This window comes from Lentzea sp. NPDC051838 (assembly GCF_040681245.1).
GTDB lineage: Bacteria > Actinomycetota > Actinomycetes > Mycobacteriales > Pseudonocardiaceae > Lentzea.
The window spans coordinates 1-24,318 of record NZ_JBFAYI010000002.1; the positions used below are offsets into that span (position 1 = coordinate 1).

Below are 24,318 nucleotides of genomic sequence, written 5' to 3' on the forward strand. Positions count from 1 at the left end.
CGGACGAGCACTCCCCAGACCACGCAGGTCGCGCAGCCGCCGCAGAAGCCGAAGCGCAAGACCAAGGCGCTGACGCTTGACCTGACCCCTCTGGCGCGGCAAACGGTCAGACACGACTCGTGACGGGGCCCACCGAACCACGCGGAAAGCTTGCTCGCCTTCGGCTTCGCTACTTGCTTCGGCTTCGCCTTCGCTCCTGCCCTCGGCTTCGCCGTCGGGGGCTCGCCTTCGGCTTCGCGGTTAGGCGAACCAGGTGCCGCCTCCCGTTTGGCGGTAGCCGAGAGCGCGGTAGACAGCGTCCACTAGGGACTGGCCGCGTGCGTTCACGCCTAGGCCCGGGCCCTGCCGGTTCATCGCGTAGCCGAAGGAGAGGCGGGCCTTCGGGTCCGCGAAGCCGAGTGAGCCGCCCATTCCGTTGTGGCCGAAGGCTTCCTCGGGGATGAGCAGGCCCTCGGCGTCGTTCGGCGGGAGGTGGGCGTTGTCGCAGGCCTTCTGGAAGCCCAGGCCGAAGCGGGATGGGACCAGGACCACGGCGTCGGCTCCGGCCACTGCCACGTTCGACATCTGCGGGATCTGCGACTCGTTGACCAGGCGGACGCCGTTGTAGGCGCCGCCCAGGGCCAGCGGGCGGTACATGCCTGCCAGGCCCCGGGCGTTCGAGATTCCGCCGATCGCGCCCATTTCTGCCGTATGGGCGGCGCGGGAGTCGGATTCGCCAGGGGCCATGTAGCCGCCGTTGTTGAGGAGCATCAGACCCGGGACGGACTCGGGCTGGGTGAGAGCTGTGATGAAGAGCGACGGCAGGAGGATCCCCGGTTGCGTGGGGTCTACCGGGATGGTGGGGGCCACGTGCGGTTCGAGGTCCTCGGGCAGGCCCATCCAGAAGTCCAGGCCTAGGGGGCCGGAGACTTCCTTTTCGAAGAACTGGCCCAGGGAGAGGCCCGTTACGCGGCGGATGATCTCGCCGACTAGGAAGCCGAAGGTCAGGCCGTGGTAGCCGTGGCGCGTGCCGGGTTCCCAGAGGGGCTTCTGGGCGGCCAGGGAGGAGGTGACCAGGTCCCAGTCGTAGAAGGCACCGGCTGGGAGCCACTCGGTGAGGGCGGGCAGGCCTGCTTGGTGCGACAGGACGTGGCGGACGAGGGTGGATTCCTTGCCCTCGGCGCCGTATTCCGGCCAGTACTGGACTACGGGCGCGTTGAGGTCCAGGGCGCCGCGCGAGGCCAGGATGTGGGCGCACAGCGAGGTGGCGGCTTTGGTGCAGGACCAGACGTGGACGATGGTTTCTTCGGACCACGGCTGGTTGGACACCGTGTCGGCTACACCGCCCCAGAGGTCCACGACGGGCTCGCCGTCGAGGGTCACGTGCACGGAGGCGCCGACCTCGCCGCGCTCGGCGAAGTTGCGTTCGAACTCGGTGCGGACCTCTGCGAACTGCGGGGCGCAGGTTCCCTGGATCGACATTGACCCTCCTCGGAAGGGGCGGCGGGGTTGCCTCTAGGCCATCACTCAGTGGAACCACGGATTAGTAGGGAACACTTAGCGGCTAACGTGTCCGGCCTCACACGGAGCAGCAGTCCTACTGAGAGTGACTGATCGCGTACGGAAAGCGGCCCTTGCCGAGTCAAGACACCCACATGGAAGACTCTGCGCAGCACCGCAGAAGCCGGGAGGCCGTCATCGCCGACACTCCAAGCCGCGCACTCGTGGGTCGGGAACCCGAACTGCGCGCCGTGCTGGACTGCGTGGACGCGGCGCCCGCTACGGGGCTCGTCGTGGTGCAGGTCAGCGGTGAGCCGGGGATCGGCAAGACGAGTTTGCTCGCGGAGCTCGCCAGACGACTCAAAGATCGTCATTGCGCGGTGCTGGCCAGTGCGTCGGACGTGCTCGGCAAGCGCATCCCGTACGGCGCGGTGCTCGCGTTGATCAGGTCGCTGCCCGCGGACAAGGCGAAGGCCGATGCCTTGGCCGCGCTGGAGATCTCGGTGGCCGAGGACTCCGGCGCGTGGTTCGGGCGGGCGTGCGACAAGGTGGTGCGGCTGCTCACCGAGCTGACGGCTACGCGGCCCGCGGCGTTGCTGATCGACGACCTCGACCATGTCGACGACGACTCCCTGGCCCTGCTGACGTTGGTGCTGCGCCGGGTCTCGGCGGCCCCGCTGGTCCTCGTCACGGCCAGTCGTCCGCACACGGGCGAAGCCGGGGAGAACCTGCTGGACCGCGTGGAGCAGCACGCGGAGGTTATGCGCCTGCAGCTCGCCCCGCTGTCCGGCGCGGATGTCGCGCGCATCGTCGAGGCCGTGCTGCAGACCGCCCCGGACGACGCCCTTGCCCGCGAGGTCCAGCAACGATCCGACGGCAACCCCTTCTTCGTCACCGAGATCGCGCGGTCGTTGAGAGAACTCGATCTGGTGACGGTCGACAACAACCGGGCCCGGCTCGCGGTGTCCCCGGACGCCATTCGACTCACGCGTCGCGAGGCCGTTCTAAGGCGAGTCGCACCGCTGGAGAACGACACACGGCTCGTAGCGCGCGCTGTCGCCGTGTTCAGAAGAGTTCGCCTCGACCAGATCTCGCTGCTCGCGCGCGTTGCGAGCCTTCCTGAGCAGACCGTCGTCGGTGCGTTCGACGAACTCCTGCGCGCGCACATCGTGGTCCACGACGACGAACGCGGCTACAGGTTCTCGCACGCGCTCGTAGGCGAAGCGCTCTACCACGAGGTCGGCCCTGCTCAGCGCCGTCACCTGCACTCGCTGATCTCGGCGAGACTGCTGGAGGACCGCGCCCAGGGCCTGGCTGTGGACCTGCTCCAACTGGCCTGGCACCTCGCCGAGTCGGCCGCGCCCGGTGATCGTGTCGCGGTCGGTGTCCTGGCCGAGGCCGCGTCGGTGGCCCGCGCGACGGCACCGGAGACCGCCGCCGCTCTGTGCGCCCGAGCCTTGCAACTGTTGCCGCGCAACGCCCCCGAACGTTCCGAGCTGCTCGCGTTGCAGTGCCGGGTGCTCGCCAGGGCCTCCCGTCCGGCGCTCGCGATCGAACCTGGCCTCGCCGCCCTCGAATCCTTGGAGCCCGGCCAAGAACGCACGCGCGTTGCCACGGCCGTGATCTCCTCCCTCTTCTCGGTCGGACGCACGCAAGAAGCGATGGCACTGGCCGATGACGAGGTCGCGCGCGGGCCGGTCCCCGCGTCGTTGGAAGCCCAACGCGCCGTGCTCCTCGTCTACAACAACCGCCACGAAGACGCCGTCACGGAAGTAGCCCGCATCGAGGCTCTCCCGATCAGCTCGCCGGCCGAGGGCGTGATCGTCTTCGAGCACCTCGCGATGCTCAGCTCGTTGCTCTTCCAGCACGACCGCACGGTCGAGTACGCCAACCGAGCCCTGTCGTACAGCGACGGCCAGCCGATGCTCGAGCTCCAGGCGCTGTCGGTCTGCGCGTCGATCACCTCGCTCGCCGGCCTCGTGCACGACGCCGAGTGGCGGGTCCGGCGAGCGGAGGAGCTCGTCGACCAGGTCGGCTCGCACGGCTTCCGCGCCGAACGGGCCGCGTCACGGGTGGCGCTGGACTGGCTCGGCGGGCACTGGGACGCCGCGCTCGACGGCATCGGCCGCTGGCTGCCGGACGTGGAGGCCGCCCAGGCCGACCAGGCTCTCGGTGTCCTGCAGGCGATCGAGCTGTCGATCCGCACCTGGCGCGGCGAGCTCGACGTCGCCGCCCGCCTGGCCTCGCTGCCCGCCCCGCAGTCGGTGAACATCTCCAAGCTGCACGCCTCCGCGCTCGCCGAGTACCTGGTCGCGCGCGGGGACACGGATGCCGCGTACAAGCTGCTCGGGGACGCGATCGGCTCGAAACTCGAAGCCGCCTACTCCTGCGTCCTGGTCGCGCGGATGATCGAACTGGACCTCGAACGAGGTCACAACGACCAGGCCCTCAAGGCCCTGGATCAGCTGGCAGCCGTCTCGCCGACCCGCGTCTCACCCTGGTCGCGCACCACGATCCGGCGCGTCACCGGAGTCGTGCGGCAGGACGCGGACCTGTTGCGAGAGGCCGTGTCCGAGGCGGCGCTGGGCGGTCTGGAGTTCGAGAAGGCCCGCGCCCAACTCGCACTGGGAGAGGTCACGAAGGACGAGGTGCCGACGCTCGTCGAGGCCTACACCGCGTTCCAACGCCTCGGCGCGCACGGACTGCGGCGCCAGGCGGGCAACCGCCTCAGAACGTTGGGCGCCAAGGTCCCGCGAGCCCGCTCGAAGGCGCCGGGCCTGCTGACCGAGGCCGAGGAGAACGTGGCTCGCCTTGTGCAGCAAGGAATGCGCAACCGCGACATCGCCGCGGCCCTGCACTACAGCCCGCGCACGATCGAGGTCTACCTGTCCCGCATCTACGCCAAGCTGCACGTGTCCTCACGCCTGGAGCTGGCGCGGGTCCTGGACGCGATGCAACAGCGCTAAGCCGGTGGAATCACCCGGCCGAGCCGTTTGCGAGCACCGTCCTGCTGGTACCGCGCGACGGTCTCGGCCAACTGCACGCACGCCCGCTCGATCGACTTCCTGGCCTCGTTGCGTTCGCTCGTGATCGCGCTCAGGATCAGCCCGGTCAGCGCCACCGACCCGTTGAACGCCTGCAGCACGATCATCGTCGTCAGCAGGTCGTTCTGCGCGAAGTGACCGCTGGCGGCGGACATCACCGCGGCCACCGAGATGATCACCGCGCACGGGGCCGCGATCGCGTGCTGGAACCTGAGTGCCGCCCAGATCAGCATCGGGAACACCAGGAACAGCAGGCGTGACTCCGACACCGTCACGAACGCGGCGAGGGCAGCCGTGGCGACCAGGATGCCCGCGGCCTCCACGAGCCGCAGCGGTGCCGCGTTCCAGTGCCGGGGCAAGGTCAGCAGCAACGGCGTGAACACCAGCACGCCCATCGCGTCGCCCGTCCACCACACCGCGATCACCGCCGGGACCTCGTGCCACGGGATGTCGCCGCCGATCTTCAACGCCGCCGCGCCCACCAGCGCGCTGACCATCATCGCGCCCAGCGCGCCCGCGAACACGAGCAGCAGCGCGTCCTTCAACCTGTCGAGCTGCTGCCGGAACCCGAAGCGCGTCAGCAGGTACCAGGCGGCCAGCGGGGCGAGCGTGTTGCCGACGGTGATCATCACGATGGCGCCGGGACCCGCACCGAGAGCGAGGTTCGCGGTCAACGCACCGAGTGCGATGCCCGGCCAGATCTTGCGGCCGTTCATCAGCAGCGCCGCGACCGAGATTCCCGTGGGCAGCCACAGTGGAGTGACCTGGCCCTTGACCAGCGCCAGGACCAGCCCCACCTTCGCCGTCGCGTAGTAGGCGACCGCGACCGCGAGGATCGTCGTGGTGGTGCGCAGTGCGGCGTTCACCGGCACACTCTCCACCTGTCCACACCCGTTCGCCATACCTCGCCACGCGGCGTACCCGACCGGACTCACTCCGTAGGTCCGTATCGGTCGGTTCCGCAGGCGTGCCAACGGTTCGAGCCCGCCACCCAGTCGCACACCGCTGTGGCGCAACGGAACGCGGGATCGCCCTCCGACAGCGACGCGACAGCATCCCGGAGTGCTCCCGCCCGTTCCCCGATCAACCGCACGGTCTCGTCGACCGCTTCGGTGAGATCGAGCCCCGAATGGTTCAGCACGACGACCATGTTCGTCATCAGACCGCCTGCCATTTCCTTTTCATATGAATACAGGTCGTTGGTCCACGTGACGACGTCCGTTCCGGCCAAAACGACTTCTTGGTAGAGCTCCGAATGGTATGAATCCGAGGAAAGCTCGACACCGAGACATACTTCGAGTACGTCGAACACCACCTTCATTGCGCCGGCATTGCGACGAAGCGTCACGTAGTCGTCGAAATCGGGAGGTGAACCGGCGTCGCGCAGGCCTATTTCCGCAGTCGCCGCGGCCAGCATCGCGGCGAAGTGGCCGTGGAAGCGATCTCTCCATTCGAGTGTCGATATATTTCCCAGCCGCATGGAAACGTCCGCCAGCGCGGCGATCAGCGGGCCGTCGGCGGCGAGCCCTGCCGAGCACTCGTAGTGGTCGTCGATGACGAACATCCAGGTCAGCAGGTCGGCCATCAGCTCGGCGCCCTCGGCTGGCGCGCTCGGGCACGTCATCGCGGCGTACGTGCCGAAGTGCCGGGCGTGCTCCGAAAGCCCGAACCGCAAGGCCCAGGAATGCGACGAAAGCTCTATTCGTTCCCTGTCGGAATGCTGTCGAAAAGAAAACGGGAGTTCCACCTGGAAAGTGAGCATGAGCGAAAGTTACACTCCCGATCGTGTCCCCACTCGATTTGCACGGCGTGCGTCAGGACATCGAGCAGGCGCTGAAGCGATTCATTCTCGGGCGCAAGTACGACGTCGCGGGCGCGCAGGTCGCGGCGCCTCTGCGCGCCCTCGACTCGTTCCTCGACGGACCCGGAAAACGGATTCGGCCGCTGTTCGCCCAAGCGGGCTGGCACACCGTGCGCGACGACCCCGACCCGCGGCTGCTCGACCTCGCCGTCGGATTGGAGCTGTTCCACTCGTACGTGCTGATCCACGACGACGTGATCGACCGCTCGGACGTCCGCCGGGATCGCCCGACGCTGCACCGGATCATGGCGCCGGACGACGACTGGACCGCCGTCAGCACGGCGATCCTGCTCGGCGACCTCTGCGAGGCGTGGTCGGCGGAGCTCATGAGCGGGCTCGGCGCGGCGGCGCTCGAACAGGTCCACCAGATGCGCGAGGACGTCCTGATCGGTCAGCTGCTCGACCTGTGCGGCGCCGCCGAGCCGTTCGAGGTGATCCACTACAAGACCACGCAGTACACCGTGCACCGGCCGTTGCGGATCGGTGCGGCGATGGCGGGTGCGGACGACGACGTGCTGGCCGCGTGCACCGCCTACGCCGAGCCGCTGGGGGAGGCGTTCCAGCTGCTCGACGACCTGGAGGACGTGATCCCGTCCCGCTACCCGCAGACGCGCGTCGGTGATCTGCGAGAGGGCAAGCCGACGGTGGTCCTCAAGCTCGCGATCGAGCTGGCCACGCCGGTGCAACGAGATCAGCTCATGCACCTCGTCGGAGACCGGCACCTCGACGACGACGGCCTGCGTACGGCACAACGGTTGATCGCGGACACTGGGGCGGTGGCCGAGGTGCAGCAGATGATCACGAACAGACGGCGGCAGGCGCTGGAAGTGCTGACGGACGCGCCGTTCCACGGCACCGGTGCGGAAGCGCTGACCGTGCTGACGGACCTCGCGCTGCCGGGCGTGAGCACGTGGTGAAGCTCCTCGACGACGCCCGCGCGGCCGTCCAGCCGTTGCTCAAGAGCCGCCTCGACACCCTGCCCCCGACTTTGCGGCAGCGCGCCGCCCACCACTTCGCCGGTGGTGGCAAAGCCGTCCGGCCGGCTCTCGTCCTCGCGACAGCACGCGCTCTCGACGCCGACCACGACACCGCGCTCACGATCGCGACCGCTGTCGAACTGGTGCACAACTTCACGTTGATCCACGACGACGTGCACGACCAGGACGCCGAACGGCACGGGCGACCCGCGTTGTGGACGGTCTACGGCACCTCGGAGGCGTTGCTCGTCGGCAACGCGGTGTGCGCGCTCGGCCTGGAGACACTCGACGGCCTGAAGGGCGTCGGGCGGCTCGCACGGTGCGTCACGGACCTGTGCGAGGGCCAGAGCCTCGACATCGCCTTCGAACAACGCGCCGAGGTCAGCCTCGACGAGTGCCTGCGGATGTCCGCGGGCAAAACCGGCGTCCTGCTCGGCTGCGCGGGCGCCCTGACCGCGCTCAACGCCGGAGCGGACGACGACGTCGTGAGGACGTTCCAGGACTTCGGCATCGAGATCGGCATCGCCTTCCAGTTCGCCAACGACCTGCTCGGCATCTGGGGCGACGAGGAGGCGACCGGCAAGCCCACCGGCTCCGACGTCGCCCGCCTCAAGAAGACGCTGCCGATCATCCGCGCCCTGCGGTCCGGGACCGAGGCGGGAACGCAGCTGGCCGAGCTCTACGCGGCCGGCGTCGAGCTGGACGACACCCAGACCCGCCGCGCCATCGCCCTCGTGGCCAGGACCGGGGCGCGGGAGTGGGCGGAGTCCGAGATCCACCGCCGCGTCACCCGAGCGCTGAAGCACATCGAGCACACCGGCTCGCCCGAACTGACCCTGCTGGCCGAGCTCGCGTACGCGTATTACAGGTCTCTGAGCAGCGCCGATTCTTAGTTGTCGTGGAAGCCGCACTACAGCCAGTGGGCCCAAGAACGTGAGATGGGCTACATGCGCACAGCCGAGGCGGTCGACGAGGTCCGGGTCGAGGACGGCGGACGTCGCGTGGTGGTGGTCGCCGGACGCCTGCACCTACCGGTCTCCGCGGGTGTCACGGACGACCAGGCGCTGACGCTCGCGAGAGCGGGCACGACGGCGTGGCACCTCCTCCGCACGTGCGCGCACCTCAGGCCGGACGAGTCGATCGTCGTGCACGACGCGGCGAGCGAGATCGGCGCGATCGCGGTCCAGCTCGCGCGCAGTTTCGCGGCAGGGCGTGTGATCGCGACGGACTCCAGCCAGGCCCGCCGGCGCAAGGCTTTGAAGCTCGGTGCCGACGTCGCCGTGGAGTCTGATCAGGACGGGCTCGCCGAACGGCTGATCGAGGCGAACGAGGGTAAACAGGTCGACGTGGTGCTCGATCCCGGTGACACCCTCAAGCCTTCGTTAGAGGCTCTAGCGCCGTTCGGTCGGATCGTCTGCTACGGCGCTGACCAGGACGAATCCATCAAGCTGACCGGGCTGCTCGGTGGCTCGCGCGCGGTCATCGGGTTCCGCTTCGAGCACACCCTCGACAGGCCGGACATGATCGCCAGGGCTGTCAGTGAGCTGTTCGGGTTGACCTCGGCTGGGCGATTGCGTCCGATGGCAGCTGACTAGTACTCGTTGGTAACAAGCCGTTTAAGGGGACGCATGAGGACCGTGTTCACGACCTGCCCGCTCTGCGAAGCGACGTGCGGGCTCGAGCTGACGGTCGAGGGCGACCGCATCACGAAGGTGCGCGGCGACCGCGAGGACGACTTCAGCAAGGGGTTCATCTGCCCCAAGGGCGCCTCCCTCGGCACGCTCGACGCCGATCCGGACCGCCTCGCGCAGCCGTTGATCAAGCGGGACGGCGAGTTCCAGGAGGCGACCTGGGACGAGGCGTTCGCGTACATCGACGAGCGGCTCAAGGACTTCCCCGACCGCAACTCCATCGCGATGTACCTCGGCAACCCGGTCGTCCACTCGCTCGCCGGCGGTCTCTACGCCGGGCCGTTGCGCAAGGCGCTGGGCAGCCGCAACGTCTTCACCGCCAGCACCGTCGACCAGATGCCCAAGCACGTCCAGGTCGGCCACATGTACGGCAGCATCTTCTCGATCCCGGTGCCGGACATCGACCGCACCGACTTCATGCTGGTGCTGGGCGCGGACCCGTTCTCGTCCAACGGCAGCCTGTGGACGGTTCCGGACGTGCCCGGCCGGTTCAAGGACCTCCAGAAGCGCGGCGGGTCGTTCGTCGTCGTCGATCCGCGCCGCAGCCGTACCGCGGCAGCCGCCGATCAGCACGTCGTGATCCGGCCCGGCACGGACGTGTTCCTGTTGCTGGCGTTGATCCACGAGCTGTTCGCGCAGGATCTGGTCGACCTTCGCGAACTCGCCGAGCACGTCACCGACCACTCGGTGATCCGCGAGCACGTTGTGCCGTTCAGCCCGGAAGCCGTCGCGGAACGCACGGGCGTCGCCGCGGACACGATCCGCGAGCTGGCCCGGAAGCTGGCGTCCGCCGACCGTGCTGCCGTGTACGGGCGCATCGGCACGACGACGGTGGAGTTCGGCACGGTCGCGTCGTGGGCGGTCGACACGCTCAACATCCTCACCGGCAACCTCGACCGCGCCGGTGGCGTGATGTGGCCGCTGCCCGCGCACAGCAAGCGAGGCCCGGGCAAGGGCAAGGGTTTCGGCGTCGGCCGCTGGCACAGCCGCGTCAAGGGACACCCCGAGGTGATGGGGGAGTACCCGGCCGTCACGATGGTCGACGAGATCGAGACGCCAGGCGAAGGCCAGGTGCGGGCGCTGTTCACGATCGGCGGCAACCCCGCGCTGTCGTTGCCCAACTCGGCTCGCGTGAACGCGGCGCTGGCGGGGCTGGACTTCATGGTCAGCGTCGACCCGTACCTGAACGAAACCACTCGCCACGCCGACGTCATCCTGCCCACGCCGCCGCCCTCCCGCCGCGACCACTACGACATCGCGTTCCTCAACAACTCCGTCCGCAACGTCGTGAAGTACTCGCGCGCGGCGATTCCGTTGGAGGAAGGCAGGGTCGACGAGACGGACATCTTCTTCCGGCTCGCCACGATCTTCAGCGGCCTCGGTCCATCGGCGGATCTGGACGCTCTGGCGGCGATGCAGCTCGCCGGTCTCAAGCAGCAGCTGGGCGTCGACTTCGAACCCGAGGGCGAGACGCGCGAGGAACGGTTGCTGGACCTCAAACTCCGCACCGGTCCGTACGGCGTTTCGTTGCGGCAGCTGCTCGACAACCCGCACGGCATCGACCTCGGCCCGCTCACCCCGCGCCTGCCGGAGATCCTCCGGACTGTCTCCGGCCGCATCGAGCTGACGCCTCAGCCGATCATGGACGACCTGCCGCGCGTGCTGAGGTCGTTGGAGACGCCCGAGACCGAGCTCGTGCTGGTCGGCCGCAGGCACCTGCGCACCAACAACTCCTGGATGCACAACGTGCCCGCGCTGGTGAAGGGCAAGCCGTTGTGCACGCTGCTGGTGAACCCCGGCGACGCGTCGCGGCTGGGCATCGAGGACGGCAAGACCGCTCAGGTCACCTCGCGCGTCGGCAAGATCGAGGTGCTCGTCGAGGTCACCGACGACATCGCACCCGGTGTCGTCTCGATGCCGCACGGCTGGGGCCACGACCTGCCCGGCACGCAGCTCAGCGTCGCTCGCGAGCACGCCGGCGTGAACGTCAACCTCCTCACCGACGACCTCCGCATCGACCCGCTCTCGGGCACCGCCGTCCTCAACGGCACCCGCGTGCAGGTCGTGCCCGCCTAAAACGATGAACGGCGCTTTTGTCCACCTCAGGTGCACAAAAGCGCCGTTCATAGAGATCCCCCCGAAGGTTAGGAGCCGCCCATGACCGCCGGAGTTGCCAGTCCCAGCGCGGTGCAAGCTGTTCGACGGATAGCTGACCTGCCGTTCCTCGCGGAGCAGGCGTACGGCGACAAGGTGGCGTGGCGGTTCAAGCAGAACGGGGAGTGGCGGGAGCAGACCTACGCCGAGGTCTCCGAGCAGGTGCTGGACCTGGCGTCGGGGTTCGTCCACGCCGGACTGAAGGCGGGTGACCGGGTCTGCGTGCTCGCGAACACGCGTCCTGAGTGGACGGCGGTCGAGCTCGCGGTGCTCGCGGCGGGCGGCATCGTCGTGCCGATCTACCCGTCGAGCACCTCGGAGGAGATCGCGTGGGTGATCGGCGACTCCGGCGCGTCGATCGTGGTGGCCGAGAACGAGGCGCAGTGCGTGAAGGTCGACGTCGTGCGGCCCGAACTCCCTGAGCTCCGAACGGTTTTCACGATCGACCCGGCGGGTGACCGGCCGAGCATCGCGGAGCTGGAGGACACCGGCCGCACGTCTCCGTTGGCCGCTGAGCTCGACACGCGGCGTGGCGCGATCAAGCCCGAGGACCCGAGCCTGATCATCTACACCTCGGGCACCACCGGTCCGCCCAAGGGCTGCATCCTCACCAACGCGAACTGGGTCGCGCTGTGCCGGGTCGCGGAGGAAGCCCGCATCGACGCGATGACCGGCACCGTCTACCTGTTCCTGCCGCTGGCGCACGTCTTCGCGCAGATCGTCATGTTCGGCACGATGTACCGCGGCGGCGCGCTGGCGTACTTCGGCGGTGACATGACGGCGATCGTGCCGGAGCTGGCCGAGGTCAAGCCGACCTTCCTGCCTTCCGTGCCGCGGATCTTCGAGAAGATCTACACCTTCGTCACGTCGGCAGTGCCGCCGGAGCAGCTCGCGCAGGCGGTGACTCTGGGGCTCGAGGTTCGGCGTCGCCGCGCTGCCGGCGAGCCCGTTCCCGCCGAGATGGCCGCCGCGTTCGACCAGGTCGACGCGCTGTTCGCCAAGGTGCGCGCGGTGTTCGGCGGGCGGCTCGTGCAGGCGTTGTCCGGTGCCGCGCCGATCTCCCGCGAGGTGCTGCAGTTCTTCCACGCGGCAGGCGTGCCGGTGCTGGAGGGCTACGGCATGACCGAGTCCACCGCGGTCGGCACGATCAACACGTTGGAACGTTTCAAGCTCGGTTCCGTTGGGGCGTCAGGGGTTGCCGGGCTGGAGATGTCCCTCGGGGACGATGGCGAGCTCCTGATGCGCGGCCCGCACGTCTTCGCGGGGTACTGGCGCAATCCCGAGGCCACCGCTGCCACGATCCAGGACGGCTGGTTGCACACGGGCGATCTGGGTGAGATCGACGCGGACGGTTTCGTCACGATCACAGGGCGCAAGAAGGACATCATCATCACCGCGGGCGGCAAGAACATCGCGCCCGCCAACGTGGAGAACGTCCTGCGCCAGTCCCGCTGGATCTCGCACGCGGTCCTGTTCGGGGACCGCAAGCCCTACTGTGTGGCCCTGCTCACACTCGACGCCGACGAGATCGTGCCGTGGGCGGCGCAGCGGGACTTGCCTTCTGACATCGAATCTTTGGTGGGTCACCCGGAAGTGCGAGCGCTCGTGCAGGAAGTTGTTGACGAAGCGAACTCGCACTTTGCCAGTGTTTCCCAGGTGAAGCGGTTCGTCCTGCTCAGCCGCGATCTGTCCCAGGAGGAGGGTGAGCTCACCCCCACGTTGAAGGTCAAGCGCACCGTGGTACATCGCCTTCACTCTGGGTTGTACGAAGGGCTCTACGAGTAACCCGTACGTACGAGAAATCCAAAAACAGGTACATCCACCCTGGCGTTCTCGGCTCGGTCAGGGCAGAGTGGGACACCAAGCGGCGCCTCGGCCCCCTCCCCCCTCGGGCCCAGCCGCTTCGCGGCCCCGGCACACGGCGTACTCCCCCCAGACGCCTCGCCGGGGCCGCCTTGTATTTCCGGAGTTTTCCGAACCGGCGGAAACCGGTCGGTATCCAACTCTCTCGATCTGCTGTGTATTCCGTGTCTTTCCTCATGCTTTTCTTGGATACCGATCGGTTTTCCACACTGCTAGCTTCGTCGTCATGACCACGCACACCCACAACACCGCACCGACGCGGTTCGCCGAGGTAGGGCCGAATCGCCTGGCCTACCGGCGTTTCGGCGCGGCGGAAGGCGTTCCCGTGCTGTTCTTCCAGCACTTCCGGGGCAACCTCGACTACTGGGACCCGGCCGTCGTCGACGGGCTCGCCGCACACCGTCCGGTGATCCTGTTCAACCCGCCGGGCATCGGTTCGTCCACCGGAAACGCGGCCGAGTCGTTCGAGGAAGTCGCGGACCAGGCGGCAGGACTGCTCGACGCGCTCGACGTGCCGGTGGCGGACGCGCTGGGCTTCTCGCTCGGTGGGTTCGCCGCCCAGGAGCTGGCGCTGCGCCACCCCGAGCGCGTCCGCAAGCTCGTGCTCGTCGGCACGAAGCCCCGCGGCGGCACGGACGAGGGCGCGCACCCGGACGTCATCCCGGTGGCGACGGGCAACGAGGTGCCGACGGTGGAGGACTTCCTGTTCCTCTTCTTCGAGCCCTCAGAGGCGAGCCAGGCGGCGGGACGCGCGTTCTGGGAGCGCCGGCACCAGCGGACCGCCGACCTCGACACGCCGACGTCCAAGGAGGCGATGCTCGCCCAGCTGACCGCCGCGCAGAAGTGGTCGGTGCCGACCTCGCCGCCGTTCGCCGACCTCGCCAGGATCACGCAGCCGACCCTGGTCGTGAACGGTTCGCACGACGTCATGCTGCCGACCTTCAACTCGTACCTGCTGCAGCAGCACATCCCCGACGCGCAGCTGATCATCTACCCCGACTCCGGCCACGGCGCGCAGTTCCAGTACCCGGAGCTCTTCGTCCGCCACACCGAACTCTTCCTGGACGCGTGATGCTCAACGACATCCTCGAGGCCCACGGCGGCCTCGCCAACTGGCAGACGGTCACCGAGCTCACCGCGACCTTCACGGCGGGCGGGCCGTTCTGGCGGGCGAAGGGCTGGCCCGGCGACCAGCTCGACCTCACGGCGCGGCTCGACCCGCGCACGCAGCGCATCGAGTTCTCCCCGTTCGCGGACGCGACCCTGGTGCTGGACAACGGAGAAGTGTCGTTGCTGCGCGACGGTGAAGTGCTGCAGGCCCGCGCCGACCCTCGCGCGCACTTCGACGGGCTCGACCTGAAGTCGCGATGGGACGACCCGCTGCGGTTCGGCTACTTCCTGGCCTACGCGATGTGGAACTACCTCACCACGCCGTTCCAGTTCACCTACCCCGGCTTCACCACGCGGGAACTGCCGGACTGGCAAGGGATGCGCCGGCTCGCGGTGTCCTACCCGGACACGGTTCACGCGCACCACCGCGACCAGACGTTCTACTTCGGACACGACGGCCTGCTGCGGCGGCTCGACTACGTGGTCGACGTCAACGGCGGAGCGGACGTCGCTCACCTCGTCGAGGACCACCGGACGTTCGACGGGCTGGTGTTCCCGGCCAGGCGGCACGTCCACCCGCGCAACCAGGACAACACTCCGGACCTCGGCTTCGAGGGCATCACCGTCGAACTGCGCGACGTCGAGGTCAAGCGTGCTCGATGAGGTCCAGCGCGAGCTCGCGGGCGTCGTCGAACGGCGCCGAGTCGTCCAGCGAGGTGGCCAGCGACATCACCCCCTCGTACAGCGTGATCAGGTGCCGGGCCAGCCGTTCCGGGTCGCGCGCGCCGATCTCCTTCGCGGCGTTGGTGACGTGCTCGCGCGTCCACCGCTTGTGCGTCAGCACCTCTGCCCGGCCCGGATGCTCCGGGTCGGGCAGTTCCACGGCCGCGTTGTGCCACGGGCAGCCGCGGAAACCGGCCGAGATCGGGGGCCGGTCGAAGAGCTTCAGCAGCCGGTCGCGGGCGGGGACCTCCAGGTCGTCCAGCCCGCGCTCGTTGAGCACGCTGCCGTCGTCGTCCAGTCCGCGCAGGTAGGCGGCCACGAGGTCGTCCTTGCTCGCGAAGAGCTGGTACAGCGACCGCTTCGACACGCGCGCGGTCTCGACGATCTCGCCGACGCCCGTCGCCTGGATGCCGTTGCGGTAGAACAGCCGCCCGGCGGTCTCCATGATCCGGCGCCGGGTCTCGGCCAGCGGCTCCTGCGTCATCCCTTCATGGTACCGATCGGTATCCCGTTCAGCGCTTCGGTGGAGTTGTGGTTCCGCGCACGATGAGCTGGGTCTCCGCCACGATCTGGGGCACCTCGGTGTTGTCCGAGTCGAGCCAGTCGAGCAGCAGGTTCACCGCCGTCCGGCCCGCCTGCGCCACCGGCATCGCCACCGTCGTGAGCGCGGGCGAGCAGAGCGCCGCGTACGTCAGGTCGTCGAACCCGGTCACCGACACGTCGCCCGGCACCGAGATGCCGCGGTCCCGCAGCCGCGCGAGCACGCCCAGCGCCATGATGTCGTTGTAGGCGACGATCGCGGTCGTGTCGGCCGCCACCGCCAGGTCAGCCGCCTGCAGACCACCCTCGTAGCGCGGCGCGAACGGTCCGAGATCCACCAGGTCGACGCCGTGCTGCGCGACCGCCGACATCAGGCCCCGGCGCCGTTCCTGGTTCGACCACGACGTGCGCGGACCGTTGAGGTAGGCGATCCGCCGGTGCCCCAGCGCGACGAGGTGGTCGATGATGGCGTGCATGCCGCCCGCCGAGTCCATCAACGCCGCGGGCACGCCGGGCAGGCGCCGGTTCAGCAGCACCAGCGACGTCGCGCCCGCCACCTCGTAGACCTGCGAGTCCTCCAGACCGGGCGCACAGAGCACGACGCCGTCGACCTGCTTGGCCATCGCGTGCACGAGCTTGGCCTCGGCGACCGGGTCCTCGTCGCTGTCCGCCACGAACACCGCGTAGTCCGCCTGCATGGCCCGCGCCTGCACGGCCTTGAGCACACCCGTGAAGAACGGGTTGTCGAGGTCCGGCACGACGATGCCGATGTTGCCGGTCTTGCCCGTGATCAGCCCTCGCGCCGCCCGGTTGGGCTGGTAGCCGAGGTCGGAGGCGGCGGCCAGCACCCGTGATCTGGTCTCCGGGCGCACCAGTTCGGGGGATGTCAGCGCACGCGAAACGGTGGCGACCGATACGTGCGCCCTGCGTGCCACGTCGCGGATGGTGACTGCCACTTGTACCTCACCCTCAACTGCCGGTTGAAACAATCATGACGGGTCAGGCGCTAAGCCGGTTCTTTGAGTCTGGTGACGAGCTGCGTCGGGTTGACGAATCGGAGTGCGATCACGAGGAGCAGCAGCATAGATCCGGTGTAGATCACGGCCATCGAGTCGACCATCTGCTGTGGCCGGATGCCCGCCGACGACATCGCCTCGTACAGCGACACCACCAGGGTCTGACTGGTCGGCCCCGCCGTGAGGAACGTCAGTTCGAACATGCCCACCGTCCGCACCAGCACCAGGATCGAAGCCGCAAGGATGCCCGGTACGAGCAGAGGCGCGAGCACGCGGGTGAAGATCGCGAACGTGTTGGCCCCGCACATCCGCGCCGCCGACTCGATCTTCGTGTCGATCTGCTCGATGAACGGCGTCATCGTCAGCACCACGAACGGCACGGCCGGCACGAGGTTCGCCGCGATCACGCCGAACATGCTGCCCGCCAGCTGGAACTTGTAGAGCACGGTGGCGAGCGGGATGCCGTAGGTCATGGGTGGCATCAGGATCGGCAGCAGGAACAACACGTTGAGCAGCTTCTTGCCGGGGAAGTTGCGGCGCGCCAGGGCATAGGCCGTAGGAACTCCGATGAGGACGGAGATGACGACGACCGCGATGGCGACCTGGAAGGTGACCGTGAGGACGTCCAGCAACCGGTAGTCGCGCCAGGCCTCGCCGTACCACTTGCCGGTGTAGCCGTCCGGCAGCCACGTGCCGAACCAGGTCTCGGCGAACGAGTTCGTGACGACCGCGCCGACGATGCCGACGAGGTTGATCATGAAAAACGCCAGTGCGCCCCAGGTCAGCCAGATGATCGGACGTGCTTTCATCCCTTGCCTCCTGTCGCGCCGCGGTAGAGCGTCGTGCGCCAGATCAGCACCACGCCGATCACGATCAGCATCACCAGCGCCATCAGCATCGCGATCGCCGAACCCATCGCGAAGTCGTTGTCCCGCAACGCCGTCTCGTACGCGGCGATCGACATCACGTGCGTCTCGCCGGCCGGGTTGCCGACCATGACCGCACTCGGGAACACGCTGAACGCCAGCACGAAGCTGAGGCAGAACGTGACCGCCAGGCCTGGTGCGAGCAACGGCATGGTGATCGTGCGGAAGCGTTGTCTTTTGCTTGCGCCGAGTGTCGCCGCCGCCTGTTCCAGCGTCGGGTCGATGCCGGACAGGTAGCTGAGGGTCAGCAGGAACGCGAACGGGAAGCCGGTGATGATCAGGCTGAACAGCACACCCCAGTAGTTGTGGGTGAGCTTGGCCGGTTCGTCCGCTCCGAGTAGCTGGAGGACGCGGTTGAACCACCCCGTCGGGCCGAAGAACGCGAGGAGTCCTTCGGCCGTCAGCACGGTGCCGAGGGTGATCGGGATGACCAGCAGTGTGGTGAGCGCTCTCTTGCCCCGGAACCGGCCGCGCATCCGGAACGCGATCGGGATGGACGCCAGCACGTTGAACAGCGCCGCCGGGAGCCCGAGCCGCAGCGTGATCCAGACCGTTTCCGCCAGGTAGTCGTCCTGGAAGAACGTGATGTAGTTCTGGAACGGGCTGCCACCCTGTTTCGGTTGGAAGCTCAGCTGCAGCCCGTACAGGAACGGGTACACGAACAGCAGGATCACGAACACGGCGCCCGGGAGGAGGAGCCAGAGGACCCGGTCCACGCCCTTCTCGGCCAGCCGGTGCTTGAGCGAGGCTCTTTGGATCGTGGCCGTCATGCGAACACCAGCACGCGTTCGGTGGGCACCCTCAACGTGACGGTGTCGCCGGGCGCCAGCCTGGAGTTCGTGCGGACGTGCAGCTGCGTGCCGTCGCGCAGCCGTGCCTCCACCGCCTGCTCGCGACCGTGGTACTCGACGATCTCGACCACGGCCTCGATCGTGTTGTCGCCGGTCTCGGTCACGACCGTGAAGTCCTCGGGCCTGATGGCCGCGACGGCTTGGTCTTTGAGCTCTTCCCGTTTGACGCCAACGAGTTTGACGCCGGCCTCGGTGTGGGCCGTCGCGTGCTCGCCGGTCTGGGCGTCGACGGTCACCGGGATCATGTTGCGGTAGCCCATGAATCCCGCCACGTACCGGTTGACGGGATGCGCGTAGACCTCCTCCGGCGACCCGACCTGCTGCACCTCGCCGAGCCGCAGCACGACGAGCCGGTCCGCGAGAGCCAGCGCTTCTTCCTGGTCGTGCGTCACGTAGACCGTCGTGAGACCCAGCGACTGGTGCAGCCGCCGGATCTCCGTGCGCATCTCGAGCCTGAGCGCCGCGTCCAGGTTGGACAGTGGCTCGTCCATCAGAACCAGCGGCGGCTCAAGCACGATCGCCCGCGCGATCGCGACGCGCTGCTGCTGGCCGCCGGACAGCTGGGCCGGGAACTTGTGCTGGTGCTCCTCGAGCTGGACGAGCCTGACGGCCTCGTCCACCCTCTTCGCGAGCTCCTGTTTCGGCGTCTTGCGCATGGACAGGCCGAACCCGATGTTGCGCCGCACCGACATGTGCGGGAACAGCGCGTAGTTCTGGAACACCATCCCGAACCCGCGCTTCTCGGGCGGCAGGTCGTCGATCCGCTTGCCGTCCAACGTGATCCTGCCGCCCGTGAGAGGCAGGAGACCCGCCAGGCAGTTCAGCGCGGTCGACTTCCCGCACCCCGACGGCCCGAGCAGGGCGACGAACTCGCCGCCCTTGATCGTCAGGTCCATGCCCTTGAGGGCAACGGTGTCCCCGAACGCCCGCTGCACGTGGTCCAGGTGCAGCTCGGCAAACCGTTGTCCGGTCATCGCGGTCCCCTCGCTCGGGTCGCCATCTTGGGGTGCGGGGTGTTTCGCCGGCGTATCGGGGGAGAGGGGGCGGCGGCGAATGCTGCGGCCGCACCCACGCCATCACTGCCAAGCGCACGCACCGCCGCACCCCCACCCTCATCCGCGTGGAGCGCGCGCACCGCAACCGAGCCGCCACCGCTCGGCGCAGTCACCCGCTCCACCACGTGCCCGGAAACCTGAGAGGTCACTTCTTGCCGATCTCTCGGTCCCACCGCTGGAACGCCTTCACCTGCTGCGCGGCCGGCAGCGACGTCTCCTTGGGGTTGTCGGCGATCAGCTTGTCGTACTCGGCGCGCCCGAACTTCGCGATCGCGTCCTGCGACTCCTGCGGCGCCATCTTCAAGGTCACGTCCTTGACGGCCGGGCCGGGGTAGAAGTAGCCCTTGTCGAAAGCCTTGGCCTGCTGCTTGGCGTCCAGCATGAACTTGATGAGCGCCAGGTTCGCCGACAGCACGTCCTGCGACACGCCCTTCGGCACGACGGCGTAGTGCGCGTCGGTGACCCAGTGGAAGCCCTTGAACGTCGAGATCTTCATGCCCTCGGGCACGGAGCCGAGCACGCGCGGGTTGATGTCCCAGCCGGTGGTCGAGGCGACCATCCACGACGTGCCGTTCGCCAGGTTCTTCATGACGTCCGTGGTGCCGCCGGGGTAGTTGTCGACGTACTGGCCCAGGTCCTTCAGGAAGGCCCAGGTCTTCTCCCAGCCCTTCTCCGGGTCCTTGGGGTCGGTGTCACCGAGCAGGTACGGCAGTCCCATCAGGAACGTCCGGCCGGGACCGGAGTTCGCGGGCCGCGCGTACTGGAACTTGCCGGGGTGCTCCTTGGCCCACGCCAGCAGTTCGGCAGGAGAGGTCGGAGGGGTGGGCACCTTCGCCGGGTCGTACTCCAGCAGCGGGCCGGCGGGGTAGTAGGTGACGGCGACGCCCTGGCCCTGGGCGAGCTTCTGCATCTCCCACGCCGGCGGGAGGTAGGTCTTCTCCAGGTCCGGCAGCTTCGCCGAATATCCGGGGAGCAGTTCGTAGACCAGCTTCTGCTCGATCACCGACGACAATCCGTCGGTACCGGTCAGCACGAGGTGGGTCTGGGAGGTGCCGGAGTTCTGCTCGGCCTTGAGCTTGCCGGGCATGTCGGGCGCGGTCGCCTTGGTGTAGTTGACCTTGCTGACGAAGTCGGGGTTGGACTTCACGAACTCGTCGATCATGCCCTGGGTGAGCTGCAGGTTGCCGGCCACGTCGAGCACGTTCAGCTCGACCGGTTTCGACGGCTTGTCCGGGACCGTGCTGGGTGCGTTCGCCGCCTGCGGGGCCTCCGGCGCACCACAGGCCGTGACCACCAACAGGGCGGGGATGACGAGCTGTAACTTCCTTGTCCAGCGCATCTCGTGGCTCCCTAACTGACTCTGGACCTGGCGCTCGAAAACGTTTACGGTTTTTCTGTAACGGTCGAATGCCTACACCTGATCTCCACAGCGAGTCAACAGATTCGCCCAGAGGGCAGCACAGCACTCCTCCGATGACTGGCCCGCCGCCCGGTCGAACGCAATGCCGCCGCACAACCCATCCCCCGACGAAAGTGGGAGGCTCCTGTGGCACCCCGTTCACGGCGGTTGCTGGTCGCAAGAACCGGCATCCTGGCCACTGCGCTCGCAGTGGCGGTGACCTCGCTCGTTTCCGCCGCGCCCCAAGCGGCTGCGGCGGACGTCCTGCTGTCCCAAGGCAAGCCCGCGACCGAGTCGGCGTCCGGCGGTGCGAACTACGCGCCGAAGAACGCCGTCGACGGCAACTCGGGCACGCGCTGGGCCAGCAAGTCGAACACCGATCCGGCCTGGATCCGCGTCGACCTCGGCGCGTCCGCGAACATCAGCCGGGTTCGGCTGCAGTGGGACCTCTCGTGCGCCAAGGCGTACCGGGTCGAGACCTCTGAGAACGACTCGAGCTGGACGTCGATCTACACGACCGCCGACGGCAAGGGCGGCACCGAGGATCTGACGGTCACCGGGCGGGGCCGTTATGTCCGCATGTACGGCACGACGCGTTGCCGCACCGGCACGTCCTACGGCTACTCGCTGCAGGAGTTCCAGGTCTTCGGCAACAGCGGCCCGATCGACGGTGAACCGCCCACGCCACCCGCGAACCTCAAGGCGTCCGACGTCAAGCCGGACTCCGCGAAGCTGACGTGGGACCCGTCGACGGACAACATCGCCGTCACCTCCTACGAGATCTACAACCTCGGCCAGTTCGTGAAGTCCGTCCCCGCGACGCCGACGTCCACCACGATGACGGGCCTGAAGCCGAACACGACGTACGGCTTCTACGTCAACGCGAAGGACGCGCAGGGCAACATCTCACAGGCGTCCAACACCGTCGAGTTCAAGACGCCGCCGGCCGAGGACGACCCGATCCCGCCGACCGCGCCGACGAACCTGCGCTCGTCCGGGCAGACCGCGAACAGCGTCACGCTGATCTGGGACCCCGCGACCGACAACGTCGGCGTGGTCCGCTACGAGATCTACAGCGGTGGCGTCAAGGTCGGTGACTCGACCACGACGACGGCGACCATCGGCGGCCTGAAGGCGAACACCGAGTACAAGTTCACCGTCAAGGCCTTCGACGCGGTGGGCAACGCCTCGCCCGCGTCGAACGAGATCACCGCGCGCACCAAGTCCGGCGGCGACCAGGTCGGTGCCGTCACACAGATCGCGACCGACAACGACGTGCCGTGGGGCCTCGCGTTCCTGCCCAACGGCGACGGCATCTACTCGCGCCGCGACGCGCAGGACATCGTCCGCATCACCCCGTCCGGCCAGAAGACCACGCTGGGCAAGGTTCCCGGCGTGAGCGGCACCAACGGTGAGGGCGGTCTGCTCGGCATCGAGCTTTCGCCCACGTTCGCCTCGGACGGCCTGATCTACGTCTACCACACGGCTTCCGGCGACAACCGGATCGTGCGGGCGAAGATCGAGGGCAACTCGCTGACCGGCTGGACCACGCTGCTCACCGGCATCCCGCGCAACAAGTTCCACAACGGCGGCCGCCTGCGCTTCGGCGCCGACGGCAAGCTCTACGCGGGCACCGGCGACGGCCAGAACGGAGCCAACGCCCAGAACAAGCAGAACCTGGGCGGCAAGGTCCTGCGCCTGAACCCGGACGGCTCCGCGCCGTCGGACAACCCGTTCTTCAGCGAGGGCGGCAACGCGCGCTACGTCTGGACCTACGGCCACCGCAACGTCCAGGGCCTCGCCACGGACTCGCAGGGCCGCATGTGGCAGGCCGAGCTCGGCAACTCGAACATGGACGAGGTCAACCTGCTGCAGAAGGGCGGCAACTACGGCTGGCCCAACTGCGAGGGCACCAGTGGTTCGTGTTCCGGTTACGTGGCACCGAAGAAGACCTTCTCGGTCGGCTCGGCGTCCCCGTCCGGTCTCGCGATCGTCAACGACGTGCTGTTCCTCGCGGCTCTGCGCGGCGAACGCCTGTACCGCATGCAGATCAGCGGTTCGTCGATCGGTACGACCACGTCCCACTTCCAGGGCACCTACGGCCGTCTGCGGACGCCCGAACCCGCCCCGGACGGCTCGCTGTGGGTCACCACCTCCAACGGTGACAAGGACTCCACCGCGGGCAACAGCTCCACCAAGCTGCTGAAGGTGGCGCTGAACTAGAAGCGGCCCGGTGCGGTCCGACATGCGGCGGCGCTAGGCCGGGCCGCGCCGGTACCGGAAAACGGAAGGCCCTCGGACGTGGCGTCCGGGGGCCTTCCCCTGTCGCGGATCTCTGGGGATGATCGAGGAGGGAGTGGGAGGTGAGCCCTGCCGATGACCATGCGTGGCGTGCTGGCACTGACCGGTCTGCTGGTAGCGGTGCTGGTGGTGATCGCCGCGCTCACGTTCCTGCTGAGCCCCAGAGGCGGCAACAACACAGCTGATTCCACGACAATCCCCGTCACGCCGACGCAGCCGCCTGCCGCGACCACGACCAGCACGTCGAGGTTCGTCCTGCAGGACGGTCAGGTCGTGTACCGCGCGCCTTCTCCCATGCAGGTCAACGAGGTTCAGCGGGTGACCGTCCGCGTGGCCGGATCCGACGCCCCGCCAGAGCTGACGTCGGGACTGCCCGGCACCGGCAGCATCACCGTCGACCCCGCCAAGGTCGGCACCGATCTCGCCGCCGACCTGAGCGGACCCGAATTCCAGATCACCCGTGTCGGCAGTGGTGACGACGGCAAGCGCGAACTGCAGGAGGGCGGGTTCGCCGAGTGGGCCTGGGACGTCCGCCCGGCCAAGAGCGGGAAGCTCAAGCTCGACTTCGTGCTGTACGTGGCCAAGGAGACCGGTGGCGCGCCTGTCTACTACCGGACCTATGCGCACGAGGTGGAGGTCGAGGTCAACTTCTCTTACAGCTTCGGCAAGTTCGTGAAGGACTACGGCGCTTTGACCGGCTTGAGCGTGCCGGTGGTCGTGGGCGCGCTGTGGACGTTCTTCCGCTGGCTGCGCAAGAAGCGCAAGTCAAAGCCGGACCTGGAGCCCGTCGAGGAGTAGCGAGATCAGGCGCCGCGGGTCGTAGCGCGGGTCGTCGTCTCGCCCGATGCACAGGTTGCCGATTCCGCGCATCAGCTCGTACGGCTGGATGTCCTTGATCCCGGCCGCTTCGAGCAGTTCAGCGCACACCGGTCCGAGCCGGTCGAGGAAGTACGCGTGCAGCGACGCGAACCCGCTGCTGTCCGACTGCAACGCGCCGGCGAGTCCGTGTTTGGTGACCAGGAAGTCCACGAACAGGTCGACCCACGCCCGCAGCGCGTCGAACGGCGTGTCCGAAGTGGACAGCAGTGATGGGCCCGCGGAGGCGCACGCCTCGACCTGGTGGCGGTAGACGGCCACGACGAGGTCGGCGCGGGTGGGGAAGTGGCGGTAGATCGTGCCCATGCCGACGCCCGCCTCGGCCGCGATCTCGCGGATCGGCGCGTCGACGCCCGACCTGACGAACACCTCGGCCGCGGCCGCGAGCAGCGTCTGCTCGTTGCGCACGGCGTCGGCCCGCTTGCGTGGTGGCATGGGAGCTCCCGTCGGTT

20 protein-coding genes are annotated in these 24,318 nt (G+C 68.1%); 10 read left to right on the plus strand and 10 right to left on the minus strand.

Going from position 1 to position 24,318, the window contains the following annotated elements; translation table 11 throughout:
* Nucleotides 1-240 precede the first annotated feature (240 nt).
* The gene (locus tag AB0M24_RS05930) at nt 241-1,461 is read right to left on the minus strand and encodes a serine hydrolase domain-containing protein (protein WP_363761622.1); all 1,221 of its coding nucleotides are present in this window, start codon (nt 1,459-1,461) and stop codon (nt 241-243) included.
* 173 nt (nt 1,462-1,634) lie between these two features.
* Here AB0M24_RS05930 and AB0M24_RS05935 point away from each other — a divergent pair, with 173 nt between their 5' ends.
* Nucleotides 1,635-4,445, plus strand: a complete 2,811-nt coding sequence (locus AB0M24_RS05935) for an AAA family ATPase (protein ID WP_363761624.1) — start codon at nt 1,635-1,637, stop codon at nt 4,443-4,445.
* Here the strand turns inward: AB0M24_RS05935 and AB0M24_RS05940 are convergent.
* Together AB0M24_RS05940 and AB0M24_RS05945 are read right to left on the minus strand one after the other, a co-directional pair.
* A complete protein-coding gene (locus AB0M24_RS05940; RefSeq protein WP_363761626.1) occupies nt 4,442-5,404 on the minus strand; it encodes an MASE1 domain-containing protein in 963 nt (320 codons plus the stop codon). The two genes, AB0M24_RS05935 and AB0M24_RS05940, sit on opposite strands and share 4 nt — an antisense overlap.
* 50 nt (nt 5,405-5,454) lie before the next feature.
* Nucleotides 5,455-6,108, minus strand: coding sequence for a terpene synthase family protein (locus AB0M24_RS05945; RefSeq protein WP_363761628.1), 654 nt, complete (start codon nt 6,106-6,108; stop codon nt 5,455-5,457).
* A 200-nt stretch (nt 6,109-6,308) separates the two neighbouring features.
* On the opposite strand from AB0M24_RS05945, the gene AB0M24_RS05950 reads away from it, so the two are divergent.
* From AB0M24_RS05950 to AB0M24_RS05980, 7 genes are all read left to right on the plus strand, one after another.
* Complete coding sequence (locus AB0M24_RS05950; RefSeq protein ID WP_363761630.1) at nt 6,309-7,301, plus strand: polyprenyl synthetase family protein; 993 nt, start codon at nt 6,309-6,311, stop codon at nt 7,299-7,301.
* Nucleotides 7,295-8,254, plus strand: a complete 960-nt coding sequence (locus AB0M24_RS05955; RefSeq protein ID WP_363761632.1) for a polyprenyl synthetase family protein — start codon at nt 7,295-7,297, stop codon at nt 8,252-8,254. The genes AB0M24_RS05950 and AB0M24_RS05955 overlap by 7 nt, the downstream gene beginning before the upstream one ends.
* 54 nt (nt 8,255-8,308) lie before the next feature.
* Nucleotides 8,309-8,956 (plus strand): zinc-binding dehydrogenase, encoded by a 648-nt coding sequence (locus AB0M24_RS05960; RefSeq protein ID WP_363761634.1) that lies wholly within the window; start codon nt 8,309-8,311, stop codon nt 8,954-8,956.
* 33 nt (nt 8,957-8,989) lie between these two features.
* Nucleotides 8,990-11,128 carry a molybdopterin oxidoreductase family protein gene (locus AB0M24_RS05965; RefSeq protein ID WP_363761636.1) on the plus strand — a complete coding sequence of 713 codons (2,139 nt, stop codon included), beginning with the start codon at nt 8,990-8,992 and terminating at the stop codon, nt 11,126-11,128.
* An 81-nt stretch (nt 11,129-11,209) separates the two neighbouring features.
* Nucleotides 11,210-12,991 (plus strand): long-chain fatty acid--CoA ligase, encoded by a 1,782-nt coding sequence (locus tag AB0M24_RS05970; RefSeq protein WP_363761638.1) that lies wholly within the window; start codon nt 11,210-11,212, stop codon nt 12,989-12,991.
* Nucleotides 12,992-13,295: 304 nt separating this feature from the next.
* On the plus strand, nt 13,296-14,141 hold the full coding sequence (locus tag AB0M24_RS05975; RefSeq protein ID WP_363761640.1) for an alpha/beta hydrolase: 846 nt from the start codon (nt 13,296-13,298) through the stop codon (nt 14,139-14,141).
* Nucleotides 14,141-14,842 carry a hypothetical protein gene (locus tag AB0M24_RS05980; protein WP_363761642.1) on the plus strand — a complete coding sequence of 234 codons (702 nt, stop codon included), beginning with the start codon at nt 14,141-14,143 and terminating at the stop codon, nt 14,840-14,842. The genes AB0M24_RS05975 and AB0M24_RS05980 overlap by 1 nt, the downstream gene beginning before the upstream one ends.
* On the opposite strand, the gene AB0M24_RS05985 is transcribed toward AB0M24_RS05980, so the two are convergent.
* The 6 genes from AB0M24_RS05985 to AB0M24_RS06010 all read right to left on the minus strand — a co-directional run bounded on the left by AB0M24_RS05985 (nt 14,826) and on the right by AB0M24_RS06010 (nt 20,629).
* The gene (locus AB0M24_RS05985; RefSeq protein WP_363761644.1) at nt 14,826-15,386 is read right to left on the minus strand and encodes a TetR/AcrR family transcriptional regulator; all 561 of its coding nucleotides are present in this window, start codon (nt 15,384-15,386) and stop codon (nt 14,826-14,828) included. The genes AB0M24_RS05980 and AB0M24_RS05985 overlap by 17 nt on opposite strands.
* Before the next feature lie 28 nt (nt 15,387-15,414).
* Nucleotides 15,415-16,398, minus strand: coding sequence for a LacI family DNA-binding transcriptional regulator (locus AB0M24_RS05990; RefSeq protein ID WP_363761646.1), 984 nt, complete (start codon nt 16,396-16,398; stop codon nt 15,415-15,417).
* 50 nt (nt 16,399-16,448) lie between these two features.
* A complete protein-coding gene (locus AB0M24_RS05995; RefSeq protein ID WP_363761648.1) occupies nt 16,449-17,267 on the minus strand; it encodes an ABC transporter permease in 819 nt (272 codons plus the stop codon).
* Entirely contained in the window at nt 17,264-18,154 is an 891-nt protein-coding gene (locus tag AB0M24_RS06000) for a sugar ABC transporter permease (RefSeq protein ID WP_363761650.1), read from the minus strand. Before AB0M24_RS06000 ends, AB0M24_RS05995 begins: the two co-directional genes overlap by 4 nt.
* Nucleotides 18,151-19,209, minus strand: a complete 1,059-nt coding sequence (locus tag AB0M24_RS06005) for an ABC transporter ATP-binding protein (protein WP_363761652.1) — start codon at nt 19,207-19,209, stop codon at nt 18,151-18,153. Before AB0M24_RS06005 ends, AB0M24_RS06000 begins: the two co-directional genes overlap by 4 nt.
* Nucleotides 19,210-19,435: 226 nt before the next feature.
* Nucleotides 19,436-20,629 carry an extracellular solute-binding protein gene (locus AB0M24_RS06010; RefSeq protein ID WP_363761654.1) on the minus strand — a complete coding sequence of 398 codons (1,194 nt, stop codon included), beginning with the start codon at nt 20,627-20,629 and terminating at the stop codon, nt 19,436-19,438.
* Nucleotides 20,630-20,836: 207 nt separating this feature from the next.
* Between AB0M24_RS06010 and AB0M24_RS06015 the strand changes: the two genes are divergently transcribed.
* Together AB0M24_RS06015 and AB0M24_RS06020 are read left to right on the plus strand one after the other, a co-directional pair.
* Nucleotides 20,837-22,912, plus strand: a complete 2,076-nt coding sequence (locus tag AB0M24_RS06015; RefSeq protein WP_363761656.1) for a PQQ-dependent sugar dehydrogenase — start codon at nt 20,837-20,839, stop codon at nt 22,910-22,912.
* Nucleotides 22,913-23,065: 153 nt separating this feature from the next.
* Nucleotides 23,066-23,788 (plus strand): hypothetical protein, encoded by a 723-nt coding sequence (locus tag AB0M24_RS06020; protein ID WP_363761658.1) that lies wholly within the window; start codon nt 23,066-23,068, stop codon nt 23,786-23,788.
* Here AB0M24_RS06020 and AB0M24_RS06025 read toward each other — a convergent pair.
* The gene (locus tag AB0M24_RS06025; protein ID WP_363761660.1) at nt 23,756-24,301 is read right to left on the minus strand and encodes a TetR/AcrR family transcriptional regulator; all 546 of its coding nucleotides are present in this window, start codon (nt 24,299-24,301) and stop codon (nt 23,756-23,758) included. The genes AB0M24_RS06020 and AB0M24_RS06025 overlap by 33 nt on opposite strands.
* Nucleotides 24,302-24,318 lie beyond the last annotated feature (17 nt).